Origin of the sequence: Sphaerisporangium perillae, from assembly GCF_023276435.1 — a bacterium.
GTDB lineage: Bacteria > Actinomycetota > Actinomycetes > Streptosporangiales > Streptosporangiaceae > Sphaerisporangium > Sphaerisporangium perillae.
In genome coordinates, this window is record NZ_JALLPO010000030.1 from 19,383 (window position 1) to 42,477 (window position 23,095).

The 23,095-nt window shown below is 68.6% G+C and carries 22 protein-coding genes and 1 riboswitch; of the genes, 9 read left to right on the forward strand and 13 right to left on the reverse strand.

The window, feature by feature from the left end:
• Window positions 1-16 precede the first annotated feature (16 nt).
• Window positions 17-745 carry an ATP-binding protein gene (locus tag MYF83_RS27315; protein WP_248963580.1) on the forward strand — a complete coding sequence of 243 codons (729 nt, stop codon included), beginning with the start codon at window positions 17-19 and terminating at the stop codon, window positions 743-745.
• Window positions 714-1,502: an HNH endonuclease gene (locus tag MYF83_RS27320; protein WP_248963581.1), complete on the forward strand. Its 789-nt coding sequence runs from the start codon at window positions 714-716 to the stop codon at window positions 1,500-1,502. Before MYF83_RS27315 ends, MYF83_RS27320 begins: the two co-directional genes overlap by 32 nt.
• A gap of 286 nt (window positions 1,503-1,788) precedes the next feature.
• Here the strand turns inward: MYF83_RS27320 and MYF83_RS27325 are convergent, their stop codons facing one another.
• The 5 genes from MYF83_RS27325 to MYF83_RS27345 form a co-directional block, all read right to left on the reverse strand.
• Window positions 1,789-2,595 (reverse strand): hypothetical protein, encoded by an 807-nt coding sequence (locus tag MYF83_RS27325; protein ID WP_248963582.1) that lies wholly within the window; start codon window positions 2,593-2,595, stop codon window positions 1,789-1,791.
• Window positions 2,596-2,994: 399 nt separating this feature from the next.
• A riboswitch (SAM riboswitch) is annotated at window positions 2,995-3,103 on the reverse strand.
• 82 nt (window positions 3,104-3,185) lie between these two features.
• Complete coding sequence (locus MYF83_RS27330) at window positions 3,186-3,530, reverse strand: hypothetical protein (RefSeq protein WP_248963583.1); 345 nt, start codon at window positions 3,528-3,530, stop codon at window positions 3,186-3,188.
• A gap of 128 nt (window positions 3,531-3,658) precedes the next feature.
• Window positions 3,659-3,796, reverse strand: coding sequence for a hypothetical protein (locus MYF83_RS27335; protein WP_248963584.1), 138 nt, complete (start codon window positions 3,794-3,796; stop codon window positions 3,659-3,661).
• Between the two features lie 57 nt (window positions 3,797-3,853).
• Window positions 3,854-5,458: a hypothetical protein gene (locus tag MYF83_RS27340; RefSeq protein WP_248963585.1), complete on the reverse strand. Its 1,605-nt coding sequence runs from the start codon at window positions 5,456-5,458 to the stop codon at window positions 3,854-3,856.
• A gap of 29 nt (window positions 5,459-5,487) precedes the next feature.
• On the reverse strand, window positions 5,488-6,825 hold the full coding sequence (locus MYF83_RS27345) for a hypothetical protein (RefSeq protein ID WP_248963586.1): 1,338 nt from the start codon (window positions 6,823-6,825) through the stop codon (window positions 5,488-5,490).
• A gap of 432 nt (window positions 6,826-7,257) precedes the next feature.
• On the opposite strand from MYF83_RS27345, the gene MYF83_RS27350 reads away from it, so the two are divergent.
• Window positions 7,258-7,482 (forward strand): transposase, encoded by a 225-nt coding sequence (locus MYF83_RS27350; RefSeq protein WP_248963587.1) that lies wholly within the window; start codon window positions 7,258-7,260, stop codon window positions 7,480-7,482.
• Window positions 7,483-8,028: 546 nt separating this feature from the next.
• Here the strand turns inward: MYF83_RS27350 and MYF83_RS27355 are convergent.
• The 5 genes from MYF83_RS27355 to MYF83_RS27375 all read right to left on the reverse strand — a co-directional run bounded on the left by MYF83_RS27355 (window position 8,029) and on the right by MYF83_RS27375 (window position 12,745).
• The gene (locus MYF83_RS27355; RefSeq protein WP_248963588.1) at window positions 8,029-8,904 is read right to left on the reverse strand and encodes an LLM class flavin-dependent oxidoreductase; all 876 of its coding nucleotides are present in this window, start codon (window positions 8,902-8,904) and stop codon (window positions 8,029-8,031) included.
• Window positions 8,905-9,066: 162 nt separating this feature from the next.
• Window positions 9,067-10,557: a carboxylesterase/lipase family protein gene (locus MYF83_RS27360; protein ID WP_248963589.1), complete on the reverse strand. Its 1,491-nt coding sequence runs from the start codon at window positions 10,555-10,557 to the stop codon at window positions 9,067-9,069.
• A complete protein-coding gene (locus MYF83_RS27365; RefSeq protein WP_248963590.1) occupies window positions 10,554-10,988 on the reverse strand; it encodes a GlcG/HbpS family heme-binding protein in 435 nt (144 codons plus the stop codon). The genes MYF83_RS27360 and MYF83_RS27365 overlap by 4 nt, the downstream gene beginning before the upstream one ends.
• 1 nt (window position 10,989) lies before the next feature.
• A complete protein-coding gene (locus tag MYF83_RS27370; RefSeq protein ID WP_248963591.1) occupies window positions 10,990-11,916 on the reverse strand; it encodes a hypothetical protein in 927 nt (308 codons plus the stop codon).
• A 19-nt stretch (window positions 11,917-11,935) separates the two neighbouring features.
• Window positions 11,936-12,745: a FadR/GntR family transcriptional regulator gene (locus MYF83_RS27375; RefSeq protein WP_248963592.1), complete on the reverse strand. Its 810-nt coding sequence runs from the start codon at window positions 12,743-12,745 to the stop codon at window positions 11,936-11,938.
• Between the two features lie 107 nt (window positions 12,746-12,852).
• Between MYF83_RS27375 and MYF83_RS27380 the strand changes: the two genes are divergently transcribed.
• The 5 genes from MYF83_RS27380 to MYF83_RS27400 all read left to right on the forward strand — a co-directional run bounded on the left by MYF83_RS27380 (window position 12,853) and on the right by MYF83_RS27400 (window position 19,322).
• On the forward strand, window positions 12,853-14,193 hold the full coding sequence (locus tag MYF83_RS27380; RefSeq protein WP_248963593.1) for an ADP-ribosylglycohydrolase family protein: 1,341 nt from the start codon (window positions 12,853-12,855) through the stop codon (window positions 14,191-14,193).
• A 36-nt stretch (window positions 14,194-14,229) separates the two neighbouring features.
• Entirely contained in the window at window positions 14,230-15,504 is a 1,275-nt protein-coding gene (locus tag MYF83_RS27385) for an MFS transporter (protein ID WP_248963594.1), read from the forward strand.
• 42 nt (window positions 15,505-15,546) lie between these two features.
• A complete protein-coding gene (locus MYF83_RS27390) occupies window positions 15,547-17,085 on the forward strand; it encodes a carboxylesterase/lipase family protein (protein ID WP_248963595.1) in 1,539 nt (512 codons plus the stop codon).
• A gap of 4 nt (window positions 17,086-17,089) precedes the next feature.
• Window positions 17,090-17,962, forward strand: coding sequence for a helix-turn-helix transcriptional regulator (locus MYF83_RS27395; protein WP_248963596.1), 873 nt, complete (start codon window positions 17,090-17,092; stop codon window positions 17,960-17,962).
• Between the two features lie 79 nt (window positions 17,963-18,041).
• A complete protein-coding gene (locus MYF83_RS27400; RefSeq protein ID WP_248963597.1) occupies window positions 18,042-19,322 on the forward strand; it encodes an alpha/beta hydrolase family protein in 1,281 nt (426 codons plus the stop codon).
• Between the two features lie 95 nt (window positions 19,323-19,417).
• Here the strand turns inward: MYF83_RS27400 and MYF83_RS27405 are convergent, their stop codons facing one another.
• Window positions 19,418-19,621, reverse strand: a complete 204-nt coding sequence (locus MYF83_RS27405) for a hypothetical protein (protein ID WP_248963598.1) — start codon at window positions 19,619-19,621, stop codon at window positions 19,418-19,420.
• 117 nt (window positions 19,622-19,738) lie between these two features.
• Complete coding sequence (locus MYF83_RS27410; protein WP_248963599.1) at window positions 19,739-20,155, reverse strand: SgcJ/EcaC family oxidoreductase; 417 nt, start codon at window positions 20,153-20,155, stop codon at window positions 19,739-19,741.
• 765 nt (window positions 20,156-20,920) lie between these two features.
• Between MYF83_RS27410 and MYF83_RS27415 the strand changes: the two genes are divergently transcribed.
• The gene (locus MYF83_RS27415) at window positions 20,921-21,073 is read left to right on the forward strand and encodes a hypothetical protein (protein ID WP_248963600.1); all 153 of its coding nucleotides are present in this window, start codon (window positions 20,921-20,923) and stop codon (window positions 21,071-21,073) included.
• A gap of 34 nt (window positions 21,074-21,107) precedes the next feature.
• Here the strand turns inward: MYF83_RS27415 and MYF83_RS27420 are convergent, their stop codons facing one another.
• A complete protein-coding gene (locus MYF83_RS27420) occupies window positions 21,108-22,643 on the reverse strand; it encodes a helicase HerA-like domain-containing protein (RefSeq protein ID WP_248963601.1) in 1,536 nt (511 codons plus the stop codon).
• Between the last annotated feature and the right edge of the window lie 452 nt (window positions 22,644-23,095).

Sequence of the window (23,095 nt, forward strand, 5' to 3'; positions counted from 1 at the left end):
AGCAGAGGTGATCGCTATGCCGCCGTACGGGATTGTTTCATTCGTCGGGCGCGCGGCGGAGTTGGCGAGGCTGGATGCGGAGCTGGACGAGGTGCGGGCGGGATCGCCGCGGATTGTGTTGGTCGATGGGCAGCCGGGGATCGGCAAGACGGCACTGGTCCGGCACTTTCTGGGCCGCAGTCCCGGTCTCACTGCGCTGTGGGCGAGCGGGGAGCAGAACGAGTCGAGGCTGTCGTACGGGACCGTCGACCAGTTGTACAGGACGGACGCCGTCCCGGCGGACCCGTTGGAGGTGGGGGCGGGCCTGCTGGAGATGCTGGGCGACCTTCAAGATCGCGGCGAACTCGTCGTGGTCGTCGACGACGCGCACTGGGCGGACATCGCCTCGCTGCATGCGATCACCTTCGCGTTGCGGCGGCTGCGTGCCGATCGGATCATGGCGATCGTCATCGTGCGCGACCCCGCCGACCACCACCTGCCGGAAGGCCTGCGCCGGATGCTCGCGGCGGAGTCCACTTTGCGGATATCGCTCGCCGGGCTCGACGTCGAAGAGGTCCAGGGATTGAGTGAGACGCCGTTGCCGCTGCGGGTGGCCTCGCGGTTGCGCGCACACACGCGGAAATCCGCTCCATGCCCGTGCTCTGCTCGAACAGGTGCCCGGAGAGCTTCTCGCCGATCTCGCGTCCCCGCTGCCGGCGCCTCGTTCGTACGCGATGCTGGTGCTGTCCCGCCTTGCCGGCTGTGACGCCCCTACCCAGCGGCTGGTGGAGGCCATGTCGGTGCTCGGTGTGTCCGCTCCGCTGTGGCGGGCCGCGCGGCTGGCGGGCCTCGCGGATCCGGTGGCCGCGCTTGATCAGGCGGTGGCGGCGCACCTGCTGGTGGAACGCTCCACAGATCACGGGATCGTGGTCGCTTTTCCCCATCCGCTGGTCCAGGCCGCGGTCTACCAGGATCTGGGACCCGCACGCCGCACGTCGCTGCACGGCGGGGCGGCCGAGCTCGCCGATGATGAGCTGGCTCGGCTGAACCATCGCCTGCATTCGACCGGTCACCCCGACGACACGCTGGTGGCGGAGCTGGCGGCCTTCGCCCGGCGGGAAGCAGGTGCGGGCCTGTGGTCCAGCGCCGCCGTTCACCTCACCCGCGCCGCACGGTTGGCTACCGCCGAGGACGAACAAGTTCGGCTGACCGCTGACGCAAGGGTGCAAGCGAGAATGGTGCGCGCCCGAAGACGCGGCGATCGAGATGCGGTGCGTCAGCTGCGCAAGCAGCTACGCCGGCTGCCCAGCGTGGATCCCCAAGACCCGCGCTACCGGCGGCTGCAACGCGCCGAGGTGGAGGTCCACCACGTCCGAAAACTCGCAGACCTCACCCGGCCGGGACGACCACAGCCCGCGTGGGCACAGCTCATGGTCAAGAGGCGACGCAAGACCCTCGTAGTCTGCCAGCCCTGCCATGCTGCCATCCACACGCGGAAACCAACCGCGGCACCCACGGAGTAGTCACTGGAGAGCTGGATGATCGAAACGATCACGTCCGGTTCGGGCCGGAGGCCGCTGGAAAAGGACCTGCATATCAGGCACCTCGTCAGCGGCCTACCGGTACCCACGGATGAGGTTTTCGGCAACCGCAGGGTTGGCATGGCCGTTCGTCTGGCTGAGCCGCCGTAGCAAGACGACGGTCACTCGGCACCGGTGACCTGGCAGGTTCCCCCGCATCCCCCGCAGTGAGGGATGCGGGGCACTCGCCGTCACGGAGGCGGCACTGGTCTGTGGCGTCGCCATCCGATCACCTGTCGGGTGAACCTCCGGCGGTTGGGTCGATCATGCTGGTGAACAGGTCGATCGCGGAGCTCTGGAGGGTCGCGAGCGTGTGCTCCAGCATCGTGCGGACGGCGGCTCGCCGCAGGTCGTCGAGCTCGTGGGAATTGTCCGTCTTGAACCAGACTTTCATGGCGGCTCCAAGAGCGGAGAGCATGGCCAAGTGTCCGACCGCCGTGCTGGCGGCGTGCCAGATGGCGCCATCGACGGATCTGACGCTCTCCCAGACGGCCGTCTCCTTGATGGCGCGCTTTCGCGCGCCGCCGGCGATACCGTAGAGGCGAAAGCCCTCTGATCTGCCGGGAGCACTCAAGGTTGGAATTCGGTGAAGGGTCTGCTTGACCTTGACGCGCGCTTTCTGAGCCGTACGGGCATCCACGATCGGTTCCAGGCCCCGAAGCCTGGCGGCGTCTTCGGTGGACAGATGTCTGGTGGCATGCTCGGTGGAGGAAGCGAGGTAGAGGTCCAGCCACGTCACCAGATACGTGCGGACCAGCCAGTCCAGCGCCAGGTACGAACGCGCCCCGTCCTTGCCGTCGCCCGCAGTCCCCACAAGGCGAGGGATCAACGGTTTCAACTGTTGCCGGAGCTCGTAGGGAAGCAGGTCGTTGATCTTGCGTCCGTAGCTGCCCAGGACAGGGGAAACGCACTCCGGATGGTCGCTGTGAGTTTCACCCGTGAGATAAGCCACCGCTTCCGTCAGGCACATCACTTGTCCGGGGGCGTCGTGTTTGCCGACGCCGAGCTCCAAAGTGGCGAGGTCCAAGTCACGCATGGGGTCTCCAGAACGATGCGAACGCCGACCGCGTCGGCTCCGTGGCTAGGGGCGGGTTGGTTCAGTTCTGCTGCGAACGCCTCGTGGGCGTCGGGGCTGTACAGGACGAAGCGTCCATCGCCGACTGCTGTTTCACCGGGCAGCTGGTCGTCAATGCCTGGGCGAGTTCATGTGCGGGCCGGCCGATACGGCTGCCAGCGACGGCCGGCTGAGGTGGCACTGGTCGTAGCGGAAACCGTCCCCGACCCGGTGGATCGAAGGACGAATGTCAGGGTTGTGGTTGGCGAACCAACCTGACAAGTGGGGCAATGCCGACGGCGGGGCGGAAGGTCCGCAGGAGCAGGCATAAGGCATCTCCGGGGATCCGGTTGGGGACCCCGGTGGCGGCCAAGCTCCGGTGATCCGCGGTTCTCCACGCACTGCGCGTGGAGCGGGTCGTCACCCGAGGCAGCCGCAGCGGGCGGGATGCCGTCCAGCCAGTCGGGGCTTGTCACTGGAACTCGTGACCCGCCCCGGCGGCTAGCGATTCGCCCGTTCAATCGTCGATTGTCCGACGGAATGAAGTGCAGGTTCCTGTGTGGCCCTAATGTTCAGCGCCGGTAGTGCAGGGTGGGGGCGATGTCGTCGTATGCCGTCTCGTCGCCCGCGAGCCAGGCCTTGGTCCTGATCGCCAGCCGGGCCTTGTCGGCGGCGCGGATGCCCCGAAGGAGGCTCCGGTAGCCGGTCTGGGCACGGCAGATGCCGCAGCAGCAGGAGCGGATCCCGGTCCAGCGGAACTCCCAGGTGCAGCGCTCGTGGATGCTGGCGAGATCCTCCTTAAGGGAGGTGGGCAGGTCGCAGGCGGACCCGGCGCCATGGTGGTGGCAGGCCTGGCGGGCCAGGTCACCGTGCCACAGCTTGATGATGAGCGGCTTGGTCTTGTCGGTGCGGGACATGTGGTGCAACGCCTCCGGATGCCGGTCGGCGCGCCGTACCTGGGAGCGGGGTACGGCTGACGCCGTTGGTCGGTGGCATCGCGTGGTCGCCGCATGGCACGGTCCCTTCCTGTCGAGGCTCTCGTCGTTCAGCAGCCGCGCTGGCTCGGTTCGACGACCCCGGCCGGCCATATGGTGATCTCCTGAAGCTTCGGCTTGCGCAGGTGCGCAGTAAAGTCGGCAGGCCGGACAATCCTCTCGTATTCGGAGCGGCTCTTGGCGGTCATGCTGGCCTCGGGTGTAGTACCGCGTAGCGCGGTTGAGCCAGTCCTGGGAGTCGCTGATCACTCGTCGTGTCCACCAGGGTTCGGTCGCCCCAGGGCAGCCAGGAAGCGAACGCCTTCGGCGTGGTGGAGCTCAAAATTGATCTGCGGAGGGTTGACGTCGTACCACTTCTCGTCATCCCCCAGATTGGTCGCGATCTCGGGATCTTCGCCCCAGGCGTGGTCGGGGAACCGGTCCTCTTCGCCGAAGACAGCGGCCAGGATGCGGTCGCTGAACCTGTACGGGAGATGCGAGGCGGCGAACTCCGGGAGGGGAGCGCGGGAGAGGGTCATCTCCCGATCCCATGCCTCGTCGGAGTAGTCCTCCCACGCGATGTTGAGCCCGGGCCGGATCTCCGCGATGGCCTCGAAACCCCTCCCGCTGGAGTAGCCGCCGCCGTCGTAGTCGTAGGAGACGGAGATGAATGTGCGGTTGGTGACAGGGGAGGGGAAGCGGTAACGGTGTTCCACCGGAACAAGCACCCAGTCACCGTCAACCTGGGCGGAGAAGTGGGGAACCCCGTTGATCCGGAACATCACTGGAACCAGGTTGCTGTCCAGCACGCCGAGCAGGCAGTCCTCCTCGTGGGTGAAGAAATCCTCGTTCAGCCTGTCTTTCGCATCGTCGCGGTTGAGATCGGCGCTGAAGCGGATGGCGTCGGCGACCGCGAACGGGGCGTCGGTGGTGATGTCCACCGCCGCGTACGGGTCGAACGTGAGCAGGTCGGGGACGGCCTGGAGGGCGAGGGCCAGCGGGTCGTCGCCCGAGCCGACCGGGCCCAGGGCGGTGACGGTCTGCGTGCCGTCCTTCCCGGCCCTGACCAGTTCCAGAATCTTTTTGCGGATGCGCAGTGCGTACTCACGGCTGTCGGCGACATGGACGGTGAGGAATGACTCCAGGGGCAGGGTCGAGACCTGCTCCTCCCAGTGCTCGTCGAACAATTCCGGGCCCTGGTAGGTCGCGATCAGTCGCCACGGCTCACCCCATCCTCCTTCGAGGATTTCCGGGGGTACGGCGGGCAGCAGGCGGGGTGTGACACCGCCGTAGTGGCGGCACAGGAACTCTCGCCGGCCGTCATAGGGGCGGGTGTAGAAGGCGAGGTCGTGGTCACGGGCCAGGAGGTGGTCGTGGAAGGCGGGCTCGCCGTACCGGGTGCCGCTGGTCTTGAGCGCGGCCAGCAGGAACTGCCGTGCTCGCCGCGCGTTGAGCGTCTGTACGGGATGCCGGCGAGACTCCTCGTCATCGCCCCAGTTGACGGTGAAGGCGTCGACGAGGTCGTCGAAGTCGTTCTCGTCGTCGGGATCGAAGTCGTCGTCGTCCGGTTCTGCGTCCTCGTCCTGGAGTGTGTCCTCCGGCTCCTCACCGATCGTCTCCTCCAGTCGCGGATTGGGGTTGGGGAACACGCCGATCAGGGCGGCGGAGTCGTATCGGTCGCTGAAGACCCTCTTCCAGCGCGGCTGCGACGGGTCGGCCGTGAGGGCGAACACCCGGCCGTCGACGGCCCGGTAGAAGGCCAGGTCACTTCCCCGTTCGAGCCACTCGTCGAACTCCTGGTCTGTTCCACGCCGTCCCTCAGGGGTGATCTCAGCCGTAGCGAACAGCTGCCTGGCTTCGGTGATGTCCATGCCGATTTGTCCTTCTTCCCGCGAAACTGTCATTCCTCCACCACGCCCTCGTCGGGGCGGTCCAGATAACCCCAGGCCGCCACACGGCGGTCGAACTCCTCCCTGTCACAGCGGGCGACGAGGACATCGCCGCCCTCGTCCCAGGCGGCCCAGGCGATGTGGAGGTCGCCGCGGACGTTCCCCAACCCGGTCCACCAGTGGCTGTTGGAGATCGGGGAGCCGCCGTCGAAGCCGTAGGAGTCTTCGGAGAAGTAGTCGGCCGGCATGGGCAACGGGGGGAAGCTCTGATGGGGATCCATCGGGATGAGGGCCCAGCGCCCATCGAACTCCGCCGCCAGGTGCAGGATGCCGTTGATGTGGATGCGGACGGCGGCCAGCCCGTCGTACCAGCCGTAGGTGCGCTCGTCCTCGCGCGGCCGGCCGCGGTCGCATGCGGCGTTGTGGTCTTCCCAGTCCTCCTCGTCCCAGTCGTCATCGTCGTCCGGAAGCTCGTAGTCGTCGTACTCGTAAAGTTCCTCCACGCAGTAGAACTCGTCGAAGACCGGCTGGACGAGGTCGGCGACATGCTCGGCTTCCTCGGCAGGGCACTCGATCTCCACCGCGGCCTCGGACGGGAAGGTCAGGAGATCCGGCACCCGGTTGAGGGCGGCGGCCAGGGGGTCGTCGGGGACCGGGCCGAGATCGATCACTTCGACGGGGTCCTTTGCGTGTCGGCTGAGCAGCTCCAGGCGGTCGTCGCGGACATGCAGGACCCGCGAGAACCTCCTGCCGAACATGCGCCAGGCGCGTACGGTGAGCAGGACCTCCCCGGTCTCGCCTAGGGGCCGGCTGGGATACAGGCAGTCCTCGACGAGCCGTTCCGGCTTGGGCGGAGCAGGAAGTCGGGGAGTGGGAGCCATCGAAGCAGGAGGCGGGAGACTGGGGACAGGCTGCGCGGCGGCCCGCGCTTCTTCGGGTTCCGGTACGGCAGGCGTCACCGGTTCCCGGTCCCGTGCGGCGGATGCCGTGGGTTCCTGCGGGGCAGGCTGTTCGGCGGAGGTGTCCGACCGCCAGCCCGCCAGGGAGCAGGAGCCGTCGGCGCAGGAGAACACGGCCAGGCAGTTGTAACTCCAGGCGTAGACCACGTCCTGGCCGGACCGGCGGCCCAGCTCGCAGGCCTCCTCGTGGGTCAGCCCGGTGACCGCGAACGCCGGGGTCATGTGGCCCGGCTCGCCGTACTCGGCCGGCCGGGAGCCGTCCGTTCCGGCACCGCCGATGACGTGGATGGGGGTTTTGGCGGGTGCGGGCCGTGCCCCCGAGGCGGTGCCGATGCCGGCGGATACGACCGTGATCCGCTGGTCGTCGATCCGGACACGAATGGACGTCATCGTTTTCCTTGCGGGAGGGGGTTCGGGGATCAAGGACTAGCGAGAGCGACGGTGCTGCTGGTCGGCGCACGAGCAGCGGCTGCCACTGCACAGGTCGCAGCGTCCGTTGTTGCAGTACATGCAGGTTCCGTAGCCGTTTCCCATGCGCCAACCCTCTGCTGACTTAGGCGCGACGAACATATCCACCTGAACCACCAAGCAATCTGAAACGCATGTGAACTTAGTACACAATATACCATGGGCCGCGGCCAGGTGGGCGCAACGGCTGGACTGCCTGAGGGCTTTCAGGGCTTTCGTGATGCTCGTGGAAGTGTGTCGGGGCGGCGTCCGGCGCCGTACCGGCTGGGCACGGCCTTTCGATCCTGAAGGCGGCCGGAGTCGGCGTGCTCCCCTCCATAGCATGGAGACCGAACCTGGAGAGAAGGTTGGGTCGTGGGAGGCAAGAGGCGCAGGTTTGATCCGGAGTTCCGGGCGGGAGCGGTGCGCATCGTCAAGGAGACCGGCAAGCCCGTCTCACAGATCGCGCGCGATCTTGATATCAACCGGTACACGCTGCACAACTGCCGGCCTCAAGCCGAGGAGTGGATCAGCGCTCGCGGACTGACAGGGATGCTCACCGAGCATCCGCTCGACGCACCGATCTACGAGTGGCCGTAGACGGCGGGTACTCCGACCGAACAAGCCGGAACACTCAACTTCTGACTTCATCGGCCTTTTACCACCGCACACCAGGAGCACGAGCACTATGAGAACGGTGCTGTTGACTGAGCAGCGCACCTTGAGCACGGATATATGCAAGCCGGCACGGTGGGGACCACCTGGGGACCACACGTCATGCACGTAGCCGAACAACCCGTACGTCGCCAGACGTCGTGCGTGGCTACCTGAAGGCCACCGCGTTGGTCAGCGCGCCCATCGCGTTCCCGGAGGCGGCGGAAGCGTGCAGGTTGAGCAGCACGGGGTGGCCGCTCGCCTGCGCGTAGCCGTCCGCCATGCCGACGACGCGCCCTCGTACAGGCCGAGTACGTAGCGGAAGCCGTCGGGCAGGTCGGCGAGGAAGGGCAGCTCGTTGGAGCCGGGGTTGCCGAACGATGGTGGTGAGCCCCTGACGTTCGAGGAAGTCGTGGGCTACGCGGCGAACGGACGGGTGTTCCTTGTCCAGGATCGCGGTGACCGAATAGTGTTCTCGCTCATAAATGCGGTCTACCGCCCCGTCGGCACGAGCGCGCGCTCGACCGCCGGTAGCACCGATTCCCCGAACTCGGCCAGCGTTTCGGGCGGGGCCAAGTCGGTGAACCAGACGTAGAAACGCTCGACACCGCCGCGGGCCAGGCCGGTGAAGTACGCCGCGAGCTCGTCGGCGTCGCCGCAGCGCAAGCCATCGCCGACGTGGTCGCCGAATCGGCGCGTGCTCTGCTGGTACACCTCGTCGGCGGACCGGCCGCGCCCGACGAACCCGACCATCTGCTGGACCGACACCCGCGCGCCGCCCACGGCGGGCAGTAGCTCGGGCAACCGGCCGATTTCCGGCGCCGGCAGGTTCCACCAGTTCGCGTACTTGCGGACCAGCTCCAGCATCGGCGCGCTGACGCCGCCGAGGACCAAGGGAATCGGCGTAGCCGGTTGCGGCGCCTGGACGTACTCGGTAGCACCGGCCATGCCCCAGCACTGCGTGAGCACCTCAAGACTGCGTTCGAGGCGCTCCCGCCGCTGCGCCGCCCGCTCCCCGGTGATGCCGAAGCGGACCAGCTCGCGCGGCACCGAACCCGAGCCGAGCCCCAGCTCGAAGCGACCCCCGGAAGCCTCTTGCAGCGTCACCGCTTGCTTCGCGAGCACCGCCGGGTGGCGGAACGCGTCGCACAGCACCAGGTGACCGATCCGCAGCCGATCCGTGCGCGCCGCCACCCAGCTCGCCACCGTCATCGCCTCCCAGATCGGCACCTGCTCGGCGCCCGGCGCGAGGAGATGATCCATGAACGCCACCCCGGTGAATCCGGCCGACTCCGCCGCCCGTGCGCGCTCGACGATGTCGGCCACCGGCACCCTGATCTGAGGGAGAAACAAGAACCACTCCACCATCTGAAACCTCCGCTCTCTCCGCACCGGATCGGCGACCGGCGTCGGCCACGTCCGCGTCGGAACCTACGGCTGGACAAGGCGCTCGCAGTCAGCCGGTCGTGCAGCGCGCTCACCAGGCCGGCCACGGCGCTCTCATGAGCCGAATTTGATGCTCAACGGTTCCTAGCGCCCGGCTCGGAGGGAGTTGATCATCTCGGTGGTCGGGCCGATGTCCAGAGGACAACTGTGCGCCTTGTCGTCGATGAGTGTCAGCCGTGGCGCCGTCCTGGTGGCTGCCGGCCAGGGTGTGCCGTCGGGGCTGCTCGGCACACCGGTCCGGGCGAACTCCGTCCAGGCGTGTGCGAGTGTGCCGGACACGTGGGCGTCCACCTCGTCGTAGTCCTCGGCCGGGAGGAGGTGGCCGAACGCATAGGGGAGCTCGGAACAGTGGAACGCGAGCATGCCCGTCGCGCGGTTGCCGGGGGAGACGCGCACAAAACGGTAGGCGTAGGTCGTGCGGCCCAGATCGGTGAACCGCAGGTAGGAGGCCAGTGCCGGCTCCGTCCAGATGGCACTGGTGAACAACTCCGCCAACGCCTCGTAAGGACTGCCCGTGAGCCGGCCCAGGATGTCGTCGGCTCGCTGTCCGCCTAGGACGGTGGCCATTCTCGCCAGCGTGGCGGGCGTGTAGAGCTCGGCTGGATTCACCGTGCCGGGCGGCGCTCCGTAGGGGCCACCGGGCCTGATGAAGAATCGTGCCTCATCCCCGGTGTGACCGAACAGCACCGGAACATCCGCCTCCCAGCAGGACAGATCCGGGCCGACGACCTGGCCGTCCTCGGTGGGGAACCAGACCAGATTGGCCGGCGTGTGCACCTCGCCGGGCGGCGGCATGGTGCCTGACAGCAGGCGGGACGCCTGTCGCACCTGGTCCACCGGCACCTGGCGCAGATGCTCGATATCGCTGCCACCCAGCTGCTCGAACAACCGGGTACTGGCCTCGACGACGCGCTCGCGCGCCGAGTGGGGCAGGGCCGCGGGCAGTTCGAAGCCCGCGCTTTGCAGGATGGCGCGGTGGAACAAGCCCCGGGCGGTGGGCGTGGCGAGCAGGGTGCGCGCCGCGCTTGCGCCGGCGGACTGGCCGAAGATGGTGACGTTGCCGGGGTCACCGCCGAAGGCGGTGATGTTGCGGGACACCCAGTCCAGCGCCGCGACCCAGTCCCGGACGGCGGCGTTTCCACCAGCCTCGGGATGGTCCAGGAAGCCGAACGCACCGAGCCGGTAGTTGAACGACACATAGGTCACACCACGTTGGGCGATGGACGTGCCGTGGTAATCCGGCATGGACCCGGCCCCGTTGAGGAAGCCGCCGCCGTGGATCCAGACCATGACCGGCCGGCGGGCCTGTGGGTCGAGGCTCGCGGTCCAGACGTTGAGGTAGAGACAGTCCTCGCTCTGCTGCGCCCCGAGAATCGCGCCGTTGTCCGCGGTCTGGATCGCGGCGTTGCCGAAGGACGTCGCGTCGCGCACACCGTCCCACGCCGCGGGCGGCCGCGGTGCTGCCCAGCGCAGGTTCCCCACGGGCGGGGCGGCATAGGGCACGCCCCGGAACCGGAACACCCCCCGCCGCTGGTTGCCTTCAAGGATGCCTTGTTCGACACGGACTTGAGTCATGGCGTCTCTCCCGGATCGGCGACGAAGCCACCGTGTTCGATGGCGAAGACCGCGCAGGCTTCGTCGTTGGCGGGGTTGTCGCCGCTGACGCCGACCGCCGCAAGGACGGCACCCTCGCTGTCGCGGACGAGCACCCCGCCCGGCACCGGCACGACACGACCTTCGGACAGGGCGGCCAGCGCGGTGAAGAACGCCGGCGCGGTGGCCGCGCGTTCGGCCAGCGCGCGGCTGCCGAGTCCCATGCCCAGGGCTCCCCATGCCTTCGCCTGGGCGATCTGCGGGCGCAGGATCCCGCTGCCGTCCTGCCGTTTGAGAACCAACAGGTGCCCGCCCGGGTCGAGCACGGCCACCGTCAGCGGTGCGCATCCGAGCGCGGCGCCCTGGCGGAGCGCGTCGTCGACCATCGTCGAGGCTTGCTCAAGTGACAGCATCTCAGCTCGACTGCCCGGCCGGCTCACGGTCCTCCGCGGGAAACTCGTCCAGGTCGTATTCCTGCGACTCGGCCGCGGGCAGCACCACCGGGGGAAGGCCGATCAGGAACAACTCCAGGGGCGAGGACCCGGCGGTCAGGTCCAGCGTCTCGCCCGCGTCGGCCTGGATCGCGGTCAGGTAGCCGATCTGGTCGCCATCGCATTCACCGTCGCCGGAGAGCACGGTGAGCAGGCGGCGGGCCTTCGGATCGACGGACGACCATCGAGCCCCAGGCTGGAGCTTGACCATCTCGACCCACACGGCGCGCTCCGAGAACGCGCCCAGCCACTTGTGATCCACGCCCTTGGCCTCCTCGACGGGAAGCCATTCGAACCGCTTCGGGTCCGCGACGACGGGATGCGTGTACCGCGGGCGGGGATACTTCAGGTGCTCGCCGAAGACGTGTTCCCAGATGGTGTTCAGGCCCCATTGCCGGGTGCCGTCCGGGCGGACGTAATACGGACCGTCGAAGTGGCCCCCGGCCTCGATCAGTTCCTGCCTCGCCTGGCGGCGTTGCTCGATGCTCATGAAGCCGTAGCCGGACGCGCCGCCGAACTGCAGGGTCAGGCCGAGTGGCTCGCCGGGCGCCATGCCGTTCATCGGCGATTCCTGGGGTCCGTAGGACAGTCCCTCGGGGAAGTAGCCGACCTGGCCCTCCTTGAGCACGACGCCGCGTCCGTAGGTCGTGTTGTCGCCGACCAGCGGCAGCCGGATCTGGTCGAAGTTGTGCCGGTGCCGCGGCATCGACCACTCGTCCTGCTGCTTGGCGAGTACGTACATGAAGTTGTCCGGTGAGTCGGGCTCGCCCTTGAGCAGGTGCTGGAAGTACAGGGTTCCGCTGGGGTGGTCCTTAATCCAGTCGTCCTCGTCGAAGTGAACGATCTTCATCTGTTCCTCCAGTGATCGGTCAGGTCGCGGCCGAGCTGAGCCTGGCGTTGAGCAGGCCGGCCAGCAGTCGCGCGTAACCGGGGTCCGCGATCTGGATCCTCTTCGCCTGCGGGGTCGACAGGATCAGGCGTGCCGCGTGCGCGGAGTGCGCGTCGACGGCCTCGGCCGCCCGCTCCGGGGAGCGGCTCTCCACGGCCTCGACGATCGCGAGCCGGTCCGCGTGCAGGCCCCCGGAGACCCGCCGCCATTCGGACACGCGCCCGCCGCTCAATTCGGCGGCCAACTCCACCTGGACATCGGCGAGTAGGCGGCACAAGGGGATGAGCAACGCATTGTGGGAGATCTCCGACAGTCGCCGCATGAAGGCCCTGAGGTCCTCGATCGTGCGGTCGATGTCGTCGATCACCGCCAGCTTCTCGGCCGCCTCCCGAAGGGAGGCGATCTCGGCGTCGGTCGACTCCTGGACGGCCAGCTGGGCGGCATACCTGTTCAGGGCGCCGAGCAGGCCGAGTAGCTCGCGGGCGCCGACGCCTTCCAGCCGCACCACGGAGGCAATGGACATGCCGATCATGGTGTCGGATTCGGCGGTGACGAACGAGCCGGCGCCGTGACGGACGTCGACCAGCCCGATGGTGGCCAGGACGCGAACCGCCTCGCGGATCGTCGCGCCGCTGACGCCGTACTGCTCGGCCAGTTCCCGCTCCGCCGGCAGCCGCGAGCCGTTCGGCAATTCGGCGCTGAGAATGCGTTCCCGCAGGTCGTCGACGATCTGGTCGGCGATCCGGCTGCGCCCGATCCTGCGGTCGGCTCCGCTGCTTGTTGACTCCACGTCTCTCGACGCTAGGCCACAAGGAAACTCGCTGTCAACAGGTGACGAGGACACTAGGTGACTTGTACATTGCAAGCCTGGCTGTCCGAACTCGACGAGGAGTGGCCGTGGAGTACCTGCCCGAAGGCGAGAAGCCCAGCCCCGTCAGTCAGGAACCTTGGGCGTTGGCCGGCAACGAGCTGCGGCAGGCCATCGAGACCGGCCACGACGTCGCCGGCCTGCGGCCCCGCCTCGACTCGTTGTCCCCACGGGACGAGGCCGAGTTGCTGGAGCTGCACCGGGAGATCCTGACCCGGCCGCGGACTGCGGACTGGCCGCACACCGAGACGTCGGCACTGGAGGAGATCGAGGCGGCGCTCCCGCAGGACGCCGCGTCACCAACCGTGCCCACCGCGCCCACCGTGCTCGGCGACCGGATCCACGGCGCGTGGCACGGCCGCATCATCGGCAACATCATGGGCAAACCCTTCGAGATCGGCCCCACCCGGGAGTCGATCCGCGGCTATCTGGAGGCGAAGGGCGCCTATCCGCTCACGGGATTCGTACCTTTCGACGACCTCGCCGAACGCGACCGACTCGGTCGGTGGGGCTTCGAGGGCATCACGGCCGGCCGAATCCACGGGTCGGTCCGCGACGACGACATCGACTACACGGTGCTGGGTCTGCACCTGCTGGAGACCTACGGCACCACCTACACGGCCCGCGACGTGGCGGCCGAGTGGCTCGCCCGCTTCCCCGTGTACCAGCTCTACACCGCCGAACGCGCGACCTACCAGAACCTGATTCGCGGGGTGCCGCTGGCACAGGCCGGGGAACACCACAACCCGTACCGCGAATGGATCGGCGCGCTCATCCGCGCCGACATCTTCGGTTTCGCCGCACCCGGCCACCCGCGAAAGGCCGCTCTGCTGTCCTATCAGGACGCCGCACTGAGCCATCGGGCCAACGGGATCTATGGCGCGATGTGGGCCGCCGCCCTGATCTCCTCGGCGTTCACCGCCGCCACCCCGGAGGAATCCGTTGCGGAATCCCTTCGTCACGTGCCCGCCTCCTCCCGGCTCGGCACCGAGATCCAGACCGTGCTCGCGCAGTTCCGCCGCGGCATGGACTGGGAGAAGTGCCTGGACGACCTGCACGCACGGCACTCCGGAATGAGCTGGGTGCACACCATCAACAACGCCGGCGCACTCACCGCGGCTCTGCTGTGGGGTGAGGGAAGGTTCGGCGAGACGGTCGGGCTGGCCGTGCAGTCCGGGTTGGACACCGACTCGATCGGTGCCACCGCGGGCGCCTGGGCCGGGGCGTACCTGGGTCTGTCCGGAATTCCCACCGTCCTCGTGGACCCCCTCGAAGACCGCTGCCGCAGCGGGGTCTTCGGTTTCGGGGACCTCGCCATCTCGTCGCTCGCCGAGCGGACCCTCGCACTCGTCGAGCCCCAGCCGAAATAGCACCGCACAACCGGATCCCTAAAAGGACGTCACGAGATGACCCAAGACACCCCCCTGGAAGCCTCGGGCACCGCCACCGCCACCGCACTCGCACGGCCCCGGAAACTCTTCACCCCCAGCCTCGCCCTGTTCAACTTCGGCGCCGCCGTGGCGGTCCTCACACCCGTCCGGCTCACGCTGGCGCTGAAGGTTCAGGAGCTCGTCGGAAACCAGGACAAGGCGGCCGCACTGGGGCTGGTCACGGCCGTCGGCGCGGTGTTCGCGATCATCTGCTCCCCGCTCGCGGGGCGCCTGTCGGACCGCACGACCTCGCGCTTCGGCATGCGCCGGCCGTGGATCATCGGCGGCGCGACCGGCGGCGCCGTGTGCCTACTGGTGATAGGCGCCGCGGACTCGCTGTGGATGGTAGTGCTGGGCTGGTGTCTCGCCGAGGTCTTCATCAACTCCGCGACGGCCGCCGCCACCGCGACCGTCGCCGACCAGGTCCCGCCCGAAGGCCGCGGGCGCGTCTCCGGGATCGTCGGACTCGGCCTGCCGGCGGCGGTCCTGACCGGTTCGGTCATCGTGAACGCGTTCGCGAGCAGCGTCACCCGGTTCGTCGTTCCCGGTGCTCTGATGCTGGTGTTCGCGGTGTTGCTCATCCTGAACCTGTCCGACCGCAGGCTCCACGAGCGCCCGGCGAAGTTCGACCTGAAGGAGTTCGCGAGCTCCTTCGTGTTCAACCCGCGGCGCAACCCGGACTTCGGCTGGCTGTGGATCGGCCGGTTCGCGGTCATGTTCGGCAGCAGCGGAGTCCAGACCTACCAGGTCTATCTGCTCACCGACCGGTTCGGGCTGAGCGGCTCGGCGCTCACGGGCGTCATCGTGATGGCGAACACGGGAGCCGCGATCGCCATGATCGTGTCCAGCTACCTCATGGGCATGCTTTCGGACCGCCTCCGTCGCAGGAAGCCGTTCGTCGCGGCGGGTTCGGTGTTCATCGCGCTGGGGCTCGCCATGATCGCCTTCGCTCCCGATCCGACGCTGGTGATCGCCGCGGGACCGGTCGTCGGCTTCGGCGCCGCCGGCTTCCTCGCGGTCGATCTCGCGCTGGCCACCCAGGTCCTCCCGGACCGCGGCGACACCGCGAAGGACCTCGGCGTGCTGGTGATCACCAACGGGCTCCCGCAGTCCGTCGTACCGGTCATCGCGCCGGCCGTCATCGCCATGGGCACCGCGAGCATCAGCGGTTACTCCCTGCTCTACGTCATGGGCGCGGTGAGCGCGATCCTCGGGGCGGTCTGCGTCTACCGCATCAAGGGAGTTCGCTGACCCTGTCGGCCTGCCGACCACAACCATCCAGAAGGAGTCTCGATGAACACCGGCCCGCTTCCCGTGGCCATGACGTCAGCGGGCGCGGTACGCGGCCGCACCGAGGACGGCCTGGCCGTGTTCCGCGGCATTCCGTTCGCCCAGCCGCCGGTCGGTGAGGCCCGCTTCGCGGCGCCGCGCCCCGCCGTACCTTGGGATGGCGTCAGGGACGCGTTCGCGTTCGGTCCGCCGCCTCCGCAGACCCCCATGCGACCGGGCGCGCCCGTGGGCCCGGAGGATGCGGACGATTCCCAGGATTGGCTGACGGTGAACGTGTGGACGCACGCGCCCGATCGGGCCGTACGGCGCCCGGTGATGGTGTGGATCCACGGTGGCGCCTACCAATCCGGTGCCTCGGCGAGTCCCGTCTACAACGGCACCCGGCTTGTCCGTGAGCGGGACGTGGTCGTCGTGACCTTCAACTACCGTGTCGGCATGGAGGGGTTCGCCCGGCTCCAGGGTGCCCCGGCCAACCGCGGCCTGCTCGACCAGGTCGCCGCGCTGCGCTGGGTCCAGGAGAACATCGACGCCTTCGGAGGCGACCCGGATCAGGTCACTGTTTTCGGCGAGTCCGCCGGCGCCGGATCCATCGCGGCGCTCCTGGCCATGCCCAGTGCCAAGGGCCTGTTCCGGCGGGCCATCGCGCAGAGCGTGCCCGGGGTCTTCCTCTCCGACGCGCTGGCAGCGGACATAGCGGCCGCCCTGGTCCAGGACCTCGGTCTGCGTCCGACCGCTGCCGACCTCTGCGCCGTCGACCCGCACAAACTCGCCGGTGTCCCCTCGACGTTGCGGCTCACGATGGCGCGGTACGCGGACCGCTGGGGACCGGTCGCGCACACCGTCACGCCTTTCTCACCGGTCGTGGACGGAGAAGTGCTGCCACAGGCACCCTGGAGTGCCCTGGCGAGTGGCACCGCGCGTGAGGTGCCTCTGATCGTCGGCCACAATCGCGACGAGTACCGGTTGTTCCTCGCGGCCAGCGGGCGGCTGGGCCGGATCACGGACGAGCAGGCCGCCACGGCTCTGCGCGTGTTCGGGCCCGGGTCGGAGCCGGAATCGGCCTACCGGGCCGCATTCCCCGACGCCTCCGCCGAGCACCTGTACGAACTCGTCCAGTCCGACTGGAACTTCCGCATGCCCTCGCTCCACCTCGCGCAGGCCCACATCGCCGGCGGCGGGCGTGCCCACGTGTACGAGCTGACCTGGCCTGCCCCGGCGAACGGGGGCCTCCTGGGTGCCTGCCACGCACTGGACGTACCCCTCACCTTCGGCGAGTTCGGCGAGTTCGGCGGGATCTCCATCAACCTGTTCGGACCCGGGCCCTCGCCCGAGGCGGAGGCCCTCTCCGCGTGGATACGTTCAGCCTGGACGGCCTTCGCCGTCGAAGGCTCCCCAGGCTGGCCCGCCTACGACCCCGACCGGCGCCTGGTCCAGGTCCTGGACACCGAGACCTCGACCACGGCCTACCCGGAGGAGGCCTCACGTCACCTTTGGCAGCACCACACCTTCGACGCGCTTCCCCTGCTGGCCACGGGACAGTGATGTCTTGCGCCAAGCCGACCTCACCGCCGCGCAGTCGTCGTCGTTCACCATGCTGCTCCACGACGTGCGACGCGTGGCGGGGGTGGACCTCACCGTGGGCACTCTCATGGCCGCCGACACCGACCACGTCGTCATCGACCGGCTCGTGGGCGTCACCACCGAGGGCCTGCGCAACCTGCGCGTCGCCGTCGGCACGGGGCTGGGCGGCAAGGCGATGCTCCTGGCCAAGCCGGTGCAGGTCCAGGACTACTGCCACGCGGGAGGGATCACCCACGACTACGACGCCGCAGTGCGCCGCGAGCAGATCCGCGCCGCCTTCGCCGTCCCGTTCCGGGTGCCCCAGGGTCCTCGGGGCGTTATCTGGGGCGCACTACGCCACGAGCACGTCTTCGGTGACCGCGTCATCGGCGACGTCATGACCGTCGTGCGCGCCCTTGAGCGGGAACTGGCCGAAGACCTGGCCCTGAACGGGCGCCTGGAACACCTGCGGGCCGCTGCCGGAGGGACCAGGGGCGACGGTCGTGCGGCCGGGGACCCGGTGACGAGCGTGGCCGAGCGCCGCCGGCTCGTCGGCATCTGCTCGGAACTCGCGCATATCGCGTCCACGATGGACGGACACCAACGGCAGCAGATCGACGCCCTCGTCCGGCGCCTGACCGACGAGGCCCTGGGGGAGGCAGCGCGGGTCGGACTCACCGCCCGTGAACGGGAGATCATCGCCGAGGCCGCGCACGGCGCGACGAACCGGGAGATCGCCGCGAAGCTCGGAATCGGCGCCGAAACCGTGAAGTCGAGCCTCAAGTCGAGCATGCGCAAGCTCGGCGTGTCCAACCGTGCCGCCCTGGTGGCCGCCGCCCTCTGCCAGAAAACCCGTTGAACCGCGTGCGCCCCCCATTCGGGGGGCGCACGCGCGTGACGTGTTGCCATGGCGCCGGTCCGCTCCCACACTGATCCCCGTGAACAACGACCTCGACCGTTCCCCAACACCGGAAGCACCGGTAGCAGGCCAGACCGCCCGGACGATGTCGCGGGGCACCCGTGTCGGGCGCATCGCCCGCGGCGCGCTCCTGGCGGCGGCCGCGATCGTCGCCATCTTCGTCCTGATCGGGCAGCTTTCGGCGGTCCTGCCGGTCGGCTGGTGGTCGCCGGTCCTGTCCGTCCCGGCTGTCCAGACGCCCCTGCTCATCAGCGCCATCATGCGGGACATGGTGGGGTCGTGGAACGTCGTGCTGACGGCCCTGGCCGTGGGCGTGGGCGTGTTCGCGCTGCGCCGCGGCGGCCGGCGCCGGCTGCCCGTCGCCGTCTCGGCGATGAGCGGAACGGCTCTGCTGCTGGTCCTGATCACAACCACCGTGCAGGTGTTCTCGGTGCACGACGCGACCGGCCAGTGGTTCGCGTTCTCGCCGGCCACCCCGGGGAGCTCCGTCGGCCGGGGGCCCGACAAGACCGTCACGTACGCCACACTCGGCGGCGAGCAGTTGAGGGCGGACCTGTACCTGCCGAAAACGTCGTCAGCGGCCCCGCTGGTCGTCAGCATCCACGGCGGCGGCTTCATCGGGGGCAACCGCGGCCCCACGCCGTACCTGAGTTGGCTGGCTGACAACGGATACGCGGTCCTCGACGTCGACTATCGGCTGGCCACTGCGACCTCGCACACCTGGAACACCGCCGACGCCGACGTCGCCTGCGCCATGACCTGGGCCACCGTGCACGCCTCCGAGTACCGCTGGGACCTGGACAAGGTCGCCACCTTCGGCGGGTCCGCGGGCGGCAACCTGGCCGTCAACGTCGCCTACAAGATCGAGGCGGGCACCCTGACGCCCAGTTGCGGCACCGCGGCACAACTGCCGCGGGTGAAGGCCGTGATCGCCTCGTACCCCGTGGTCGACATGACGGCCTCCGTGGGCGACAACGCGTTCGGCGAGCAGGTCGGTGACTGGTACGTCGGCGGTACCCCCGCCCGGTACCCGCAGCGCTACGAGGCCATCGACTCCGCCAACCAGATCACCCCGGCCGCCCCGCCGACCCTGCTCCTCCAGGGCGGCCGGGACCACCTCGTCTTCGCCGACCACACGAAGGCGTTCGCCGACAGGCTGACCGCGGCCGGCATCACTTGCCGCTATGTCGAGCTCCCCTTCCTGGAACACGCCTACGACTCGTCTTCCGTCAACATCGGCACGAAGGCCACGAGAGCGCTGATGCTGCCATGGCTCCAGAAGTACGTCGAGGGTGGATGACCGTCTCCCCTCCTGGGCCCGCCGCCGACCTGTGTCGGTGGAGTAACGACACGGCCGACGGCTCGGCGGACGAAGTCAGATGGGCTTGGCCGTGGTCACGGCGCAGCCGACGATCCACTCGGGCAGGATGCGGGGCATAGGCCGCCGCGTTGCTGGCTGTGTCGCTGCTGGGTGCGGGCGGGCGCGAGCGTGATGACCAACTGCTGTAGTTGGGCGGTGCTCATGCCGGTCAGCCGCGGGTCGGCCAGCCGGTACAGCATGGCCTGGCGCCGCTGCGCGGCGCCTTCGGGCTCGCTCACCGGTGGCGGCATGGCAGGTCCATCGGCCGGCGTCCGCACGGGCAATCTCTGCGCCTGGTCAGCCTCGCCCAATGCCGGCTCGGCAACGTGGAGGAAGGGCTGGAGCGGCGGCACGCGTCAACTCCGCAGCGGAATGCTGAGAGGGAAGGCCATCTCGAACCGGTGCTCGGCGAAGCGCCAGATCCCGTCCTCGCCGCTCTCGCACCGGACGTGCACCCTGCCCACCCGCAGTTGGGCATGGGACTCCGACACCGCCGGCTCGAACGCGTAGGTGGTCATGACGGCCTCGGCCCCGGCGCGGCTCTCACCGTCGGGGAAGACCTGGAGGTTGGCCCACTGGTGGCACGTCCGCCGCCGGGCGTCGGCGAACCGAGCCCGGTAGTACGTCTCGATCGCCTCCCGACCACGGATGACGTCGCCGGACGGAGGGATGAAGGCGCAGTCGGCGGTGAACAGCCCGGCGACGTCCTCCGAGCGCCGGCCGTCGATCGCGGCACCGAAGCGGGTGAGCAGGGTCGCGATGCCGTCATGCACGCTACCGCAGGTAAGGGACGGTGCGCCGGCGGCCCGGGGGCTCGGCGAGGTGGGAACCATGTCGGCTCGTCCTTTCTGAAACAGCCGTCGAGAACTTCCGGGTGCGCCGGGAGAAGGTGTTGTCCACGGCCTCATCCCTAGTCACCTAGTCACTTAGGGTCCAGCCAGGTTAACAGGCCGAGGGCACGCGAACCACCGCCGGATTTCCCTTCCGGCCGACCCCCCAACCGCTTCTACGTCCGCCCCTTTGGGGGCATCGACGGCAGGAGCGTGGGGCGCTCCGGCCGCGTGCTGATGCGCCCGGTTGACCGTGGAGTCCACACTCGTCGTCCACGCCTCGTGTCAGGGTCGGGGGCCCATTCGGTGTCGCGGAGTTGGGCTTGCCGGTGGAGCCGTCATGACCTGGAGACCACAGGGCCGACGCTGGCCGAAACGGGGGCCGCATTTGTCCATGGTCAACTCCATGTCGACCCTGACTGACCCGGCTGCGATCAAGCTCAGGGATGGTTTAGCTGATCGGCACGAGACCGCAAGTCGGCGCGCCGTTCGCCCGGGTGTGACGCCCTGCGGGCGTAGACCGGATCCCGGTCACCGTCGACATGGGAGGTTCCAGTGCTTGCGCGTTGGATGAGAAACACGAGTGAGAATCCCCGCCGGGAACCGGCGGATCGGCGACATCGGCGACATCGGCGCGGATGGCCGTCCGGCATCCGGCACCTTGCGACTGTGGCGGCCATCGCGGTGGGGTCGGCGGCAACGATGTCGGTGACGTCCGCGACTGTCGCCTCCGCACAGGTTCAGGAGTTCGCCTACGTCGCCAACCAAGGCTCGAACACCGTGTCGGTGATCGATACCACGACCAACACCGTCACCGCCACCGTCACCGTCGGCTCTCCACCCAACTCAGCGGCCGTCTGACCTTACGAGGAAGGCGCCGCTCTGCTGTCTGGGGTCAGCGTCGACTGCGTCGGGCCGTGCCGAAGATGGATCTGCTGATCTCCCGGCCGAGGGCGGACGCCGCCGACCGTGCCAGGGACCGGAACTCCTTCGACTCCAGCACGTTCTCCAGCACGGACTGCCTCGGTTCGTGTTCCCGCTCCCTGTCGCCCTTCTTCTCCGGCTCGCGCGGGCCTTCGGGAGCGGGTTGCGCGGGAGTCTCGGCGGGCTGCTGCGCGGCCAGCTTCGCCGACAGGATCTCATAGGCCGACTGGCGGTCGACTGCCGTGCCGTACTTCCGCTGAAGCGGCGAGGCGGCGATGACTCCCTGGACCACGTCCGGGCTCGACGGCGCCATGAGCGTCTGAGGGGCACGCAGACGCGTCCACGCCACGGGGGTCGGCGCGCCCGTCTCCGACAGGACCGTGACGACGGCCTCGCCGATGCCGAGCCCAGTGAGCAGCCGCTCCAGGTCGTAGGAGGACGTGGGGAAGGTCGACACGGTGGCCTTGAGCGCCTTGGCATCCTGCGGGGTGAAGGCGCGCAGGGCGTGCTGTACACGCGCGCCGAGCTGGGCCAGCACATCGGCCGGGACGTCCTCGGGTGTTTGGGTGACGAAGAACACGCCCACGCCCTTCGACCGGATCAGCCGCACGGTCTGGGCGATCGACTGCAGGAACGCCTTGGACGCGCCGCCGAACAGCAGATGCGCCTCGTCGAAGAAGAACACGAGCTTCGGCTTGTCGACATCGCCCACTTCGGGGAGCACATGGAAGAGATCGGCGAGCAACCACATCAGGAAGGTGGAGAAGAGCTGCGGCCGGTCCTGCACGGCGGGCAACTCCAGAACGGAGATCACCCCATGGCCGTCCCCCGTCACCCGGAGCAGGTCGCGCACGTCGAACTCCGGCTCGCCGAAGAACGCTTCGGCCCCCTGAGCCTCGAAGTTGGTCAATGCGCGCAGGATGACTCCCGCCGTCGTCGTCGACAGCCCGCCGATCCCGCTCAACGCCTCGGGAGTGGCGGTCAGGTAACGGATGACCGCGATCAGGTCCTTGACGTCGAGCAGGGGCATTCCGTTCTTGTCGGCGAAATAGAAGATCAGTCCGAGCGACGAATCCTGCGTCTCGTTGAGCCCGAGGACCTTGGCGAGCAGGGTCGGCCCGAAGGCGGTCATGGTGGCGCGGATCGGAACGCCGGCCCCCAGACCGCCCAGAGAGAGGAACTCCACCGGACAGGCCGTGGGGTGCCATGTCTGCCCCACCTCGGCGGCACGCGAGGTGACGCGCTCGGAGGCGGTGCCCGGCGAGGCCAGCCCCGACAGGTCGCCCTTGATGTCGGCGAGGAAGACCGGTACCCCCTGGGCCGCGAGCTGCTCCGCCACGAGTTGGAGCGTCTTGGTCTTTCCCGTTCCCGTGGCCCCGGCCACCAGTCCGTGCCGGTTCAGCATGCTTAGAGAGATCCGGATCTGCTCTGAGGCATCGGCGGTGCCGTCCTCACGCACCAGGGCCCCGAGTTCCAGTGCCGGTCCCTGGAGGTCGTACCCCTTCATCAGCCCCCCCGATCGCTTCTGCCGCGCCGACGGCGCCGTGTTGGATCCGTCTCTCCTTCGGCAAGGCGACTCGAGACGTCCTCCGGCTCGCTTGTGCGGCCAGTACGTCTCACGCGTCTGTTACGGACGTACTGCCTGCCCCGGGCGGATGCGCCGAGCGGCTCCCCACCATGTTGTTACCCATCTTCGACAGCCACACTGATCTTGGCGCGAAGTTGTTCTAGGGTGCGTTCGGGTCCCAGGATCATCCGACGCAGTTGGGGCACGGCTGGGCTCCAGCACCTGGCCCGCAGAAGCGGTGATGACTCAGAGAGCCTCTCAGCGCCCTACCTGGTTTCTACACTCTGATTTCGGACCGATCGGCGCCGTGTTCGGGAGCCACTTCGTGATCACTGAAGCATGATCTGAACGCGAGTCGGAGGCCACCTCGGCTGCCCGAGATGCTCGCCCAG

What these genes read in the sequence shown, in the direction of transcription:
- MYF83_RS27355 (WP_248963588.1), bottom strand. Translation starts at nt 8,904, where the DNA reads ATGGTGGAGTGGTTCTTGTTTCTCCCTCAGATCAGGGTGCCGGTGGCC.
- MYF83_RS27365 (WP_248963590.1), bottom strand. Translation starts at nt 10,988, where the DNA reads ATGCTGTCACTTGAGCAAGCCTCGACGATGGTCGACGACGCGCTCCGC.
- MYF83_RS27420 (WP_248963601.1), bottom strand. Translation starts at nt 22,643, where the DNA reads ATGAAGGGGTACGACCTCCAGGGACCGGCACTGGAACTCGGGGCCCTG.
- MYF83_RS27385 (WP_248963594.1), top strand. Translation starts at nt 14,230, where the DNA reads ATGACCCAAGACACCCCCCTGGAAGCCTCGGGCACCGCCACCGCCACC.
- MYF83_RS27390 (WP_248963595.1), top strand. Translation starts at nt 15,547, where the DNA reads ATGAACACCGGCCCGCTTCCCGTGGCCATGACGTCAGCGGGCGCGGTA.
- MYF83_RS27340 (WP_248963585.1), bottom strand. Translation starts at nt 5,458, where the DNA reads ATGGACATCACCGAAGCCAGGCAGCTGTTCGCTACGGCTGAGATCACC.
- MYF83_RS27315 (WP_248963580.1), top strand. Translation starts at nt 17, where the DNA reads ATGCCGCCGTACGGGATTGTTTCATTCGTCGGGCGCGCGGCGGAGTTG.
- MYF83_RS27360 (WP_248963589.1), bottom strand. Translation starts at nt 10,557, where the DNA reads ATGACTCAAGTCCGTGTCGAACAAGGCATCCTTGAAGGCAACCAGCGG.
- MYF83_RS27320 (WP_248963581.1), top strand. Translation starts at nt 714, where the DNA reads ATGCTGGTGCTGTCCCGCCTTGCCGGCTGTGACGCCCCTACCCAGCGG.
- MYF83_RS27345 (WP_248963586.1), bottom strand. Translation starts at nt 6,825, where the DNA reads ATGACGTCCATTCGTGTCCGGATCGACGACCAGCGGATCACGGTCGTA.
- MYF83_RS27330 (WP_248963583.1), bottom strand. Translation starts at nt 3,530, where the DNA reads ATGTCCCGCACCGACAAGACCAAGCCGCTCATCATCAAGCTGTGGCAC.
- MYF83_RS27325 (WP_248963582.1), bottom strand. Translation starts at nt 2,595, where the DNA reads ATGCGTGACTTGGACCTCGCCACTTTGGAGCTCGGCGTCGGCAAACAC.
- MYF83_RS27370 (WP_248963591.1), bottom strand. Translation starts at nt 11,916, where the DNA reads ATGAAGATCGTTCACTTCGACGAGGACGACTGGATTAAGGACCACCCC.
- MYF83_RS27335 (WP_248963584.1), bottom strand. Translation starts at nt 3,796, where the DNA reads ATGACCGCCAAGAGCCGCTCCGAATACGAGAGGATTGTCCGGCCTGCC.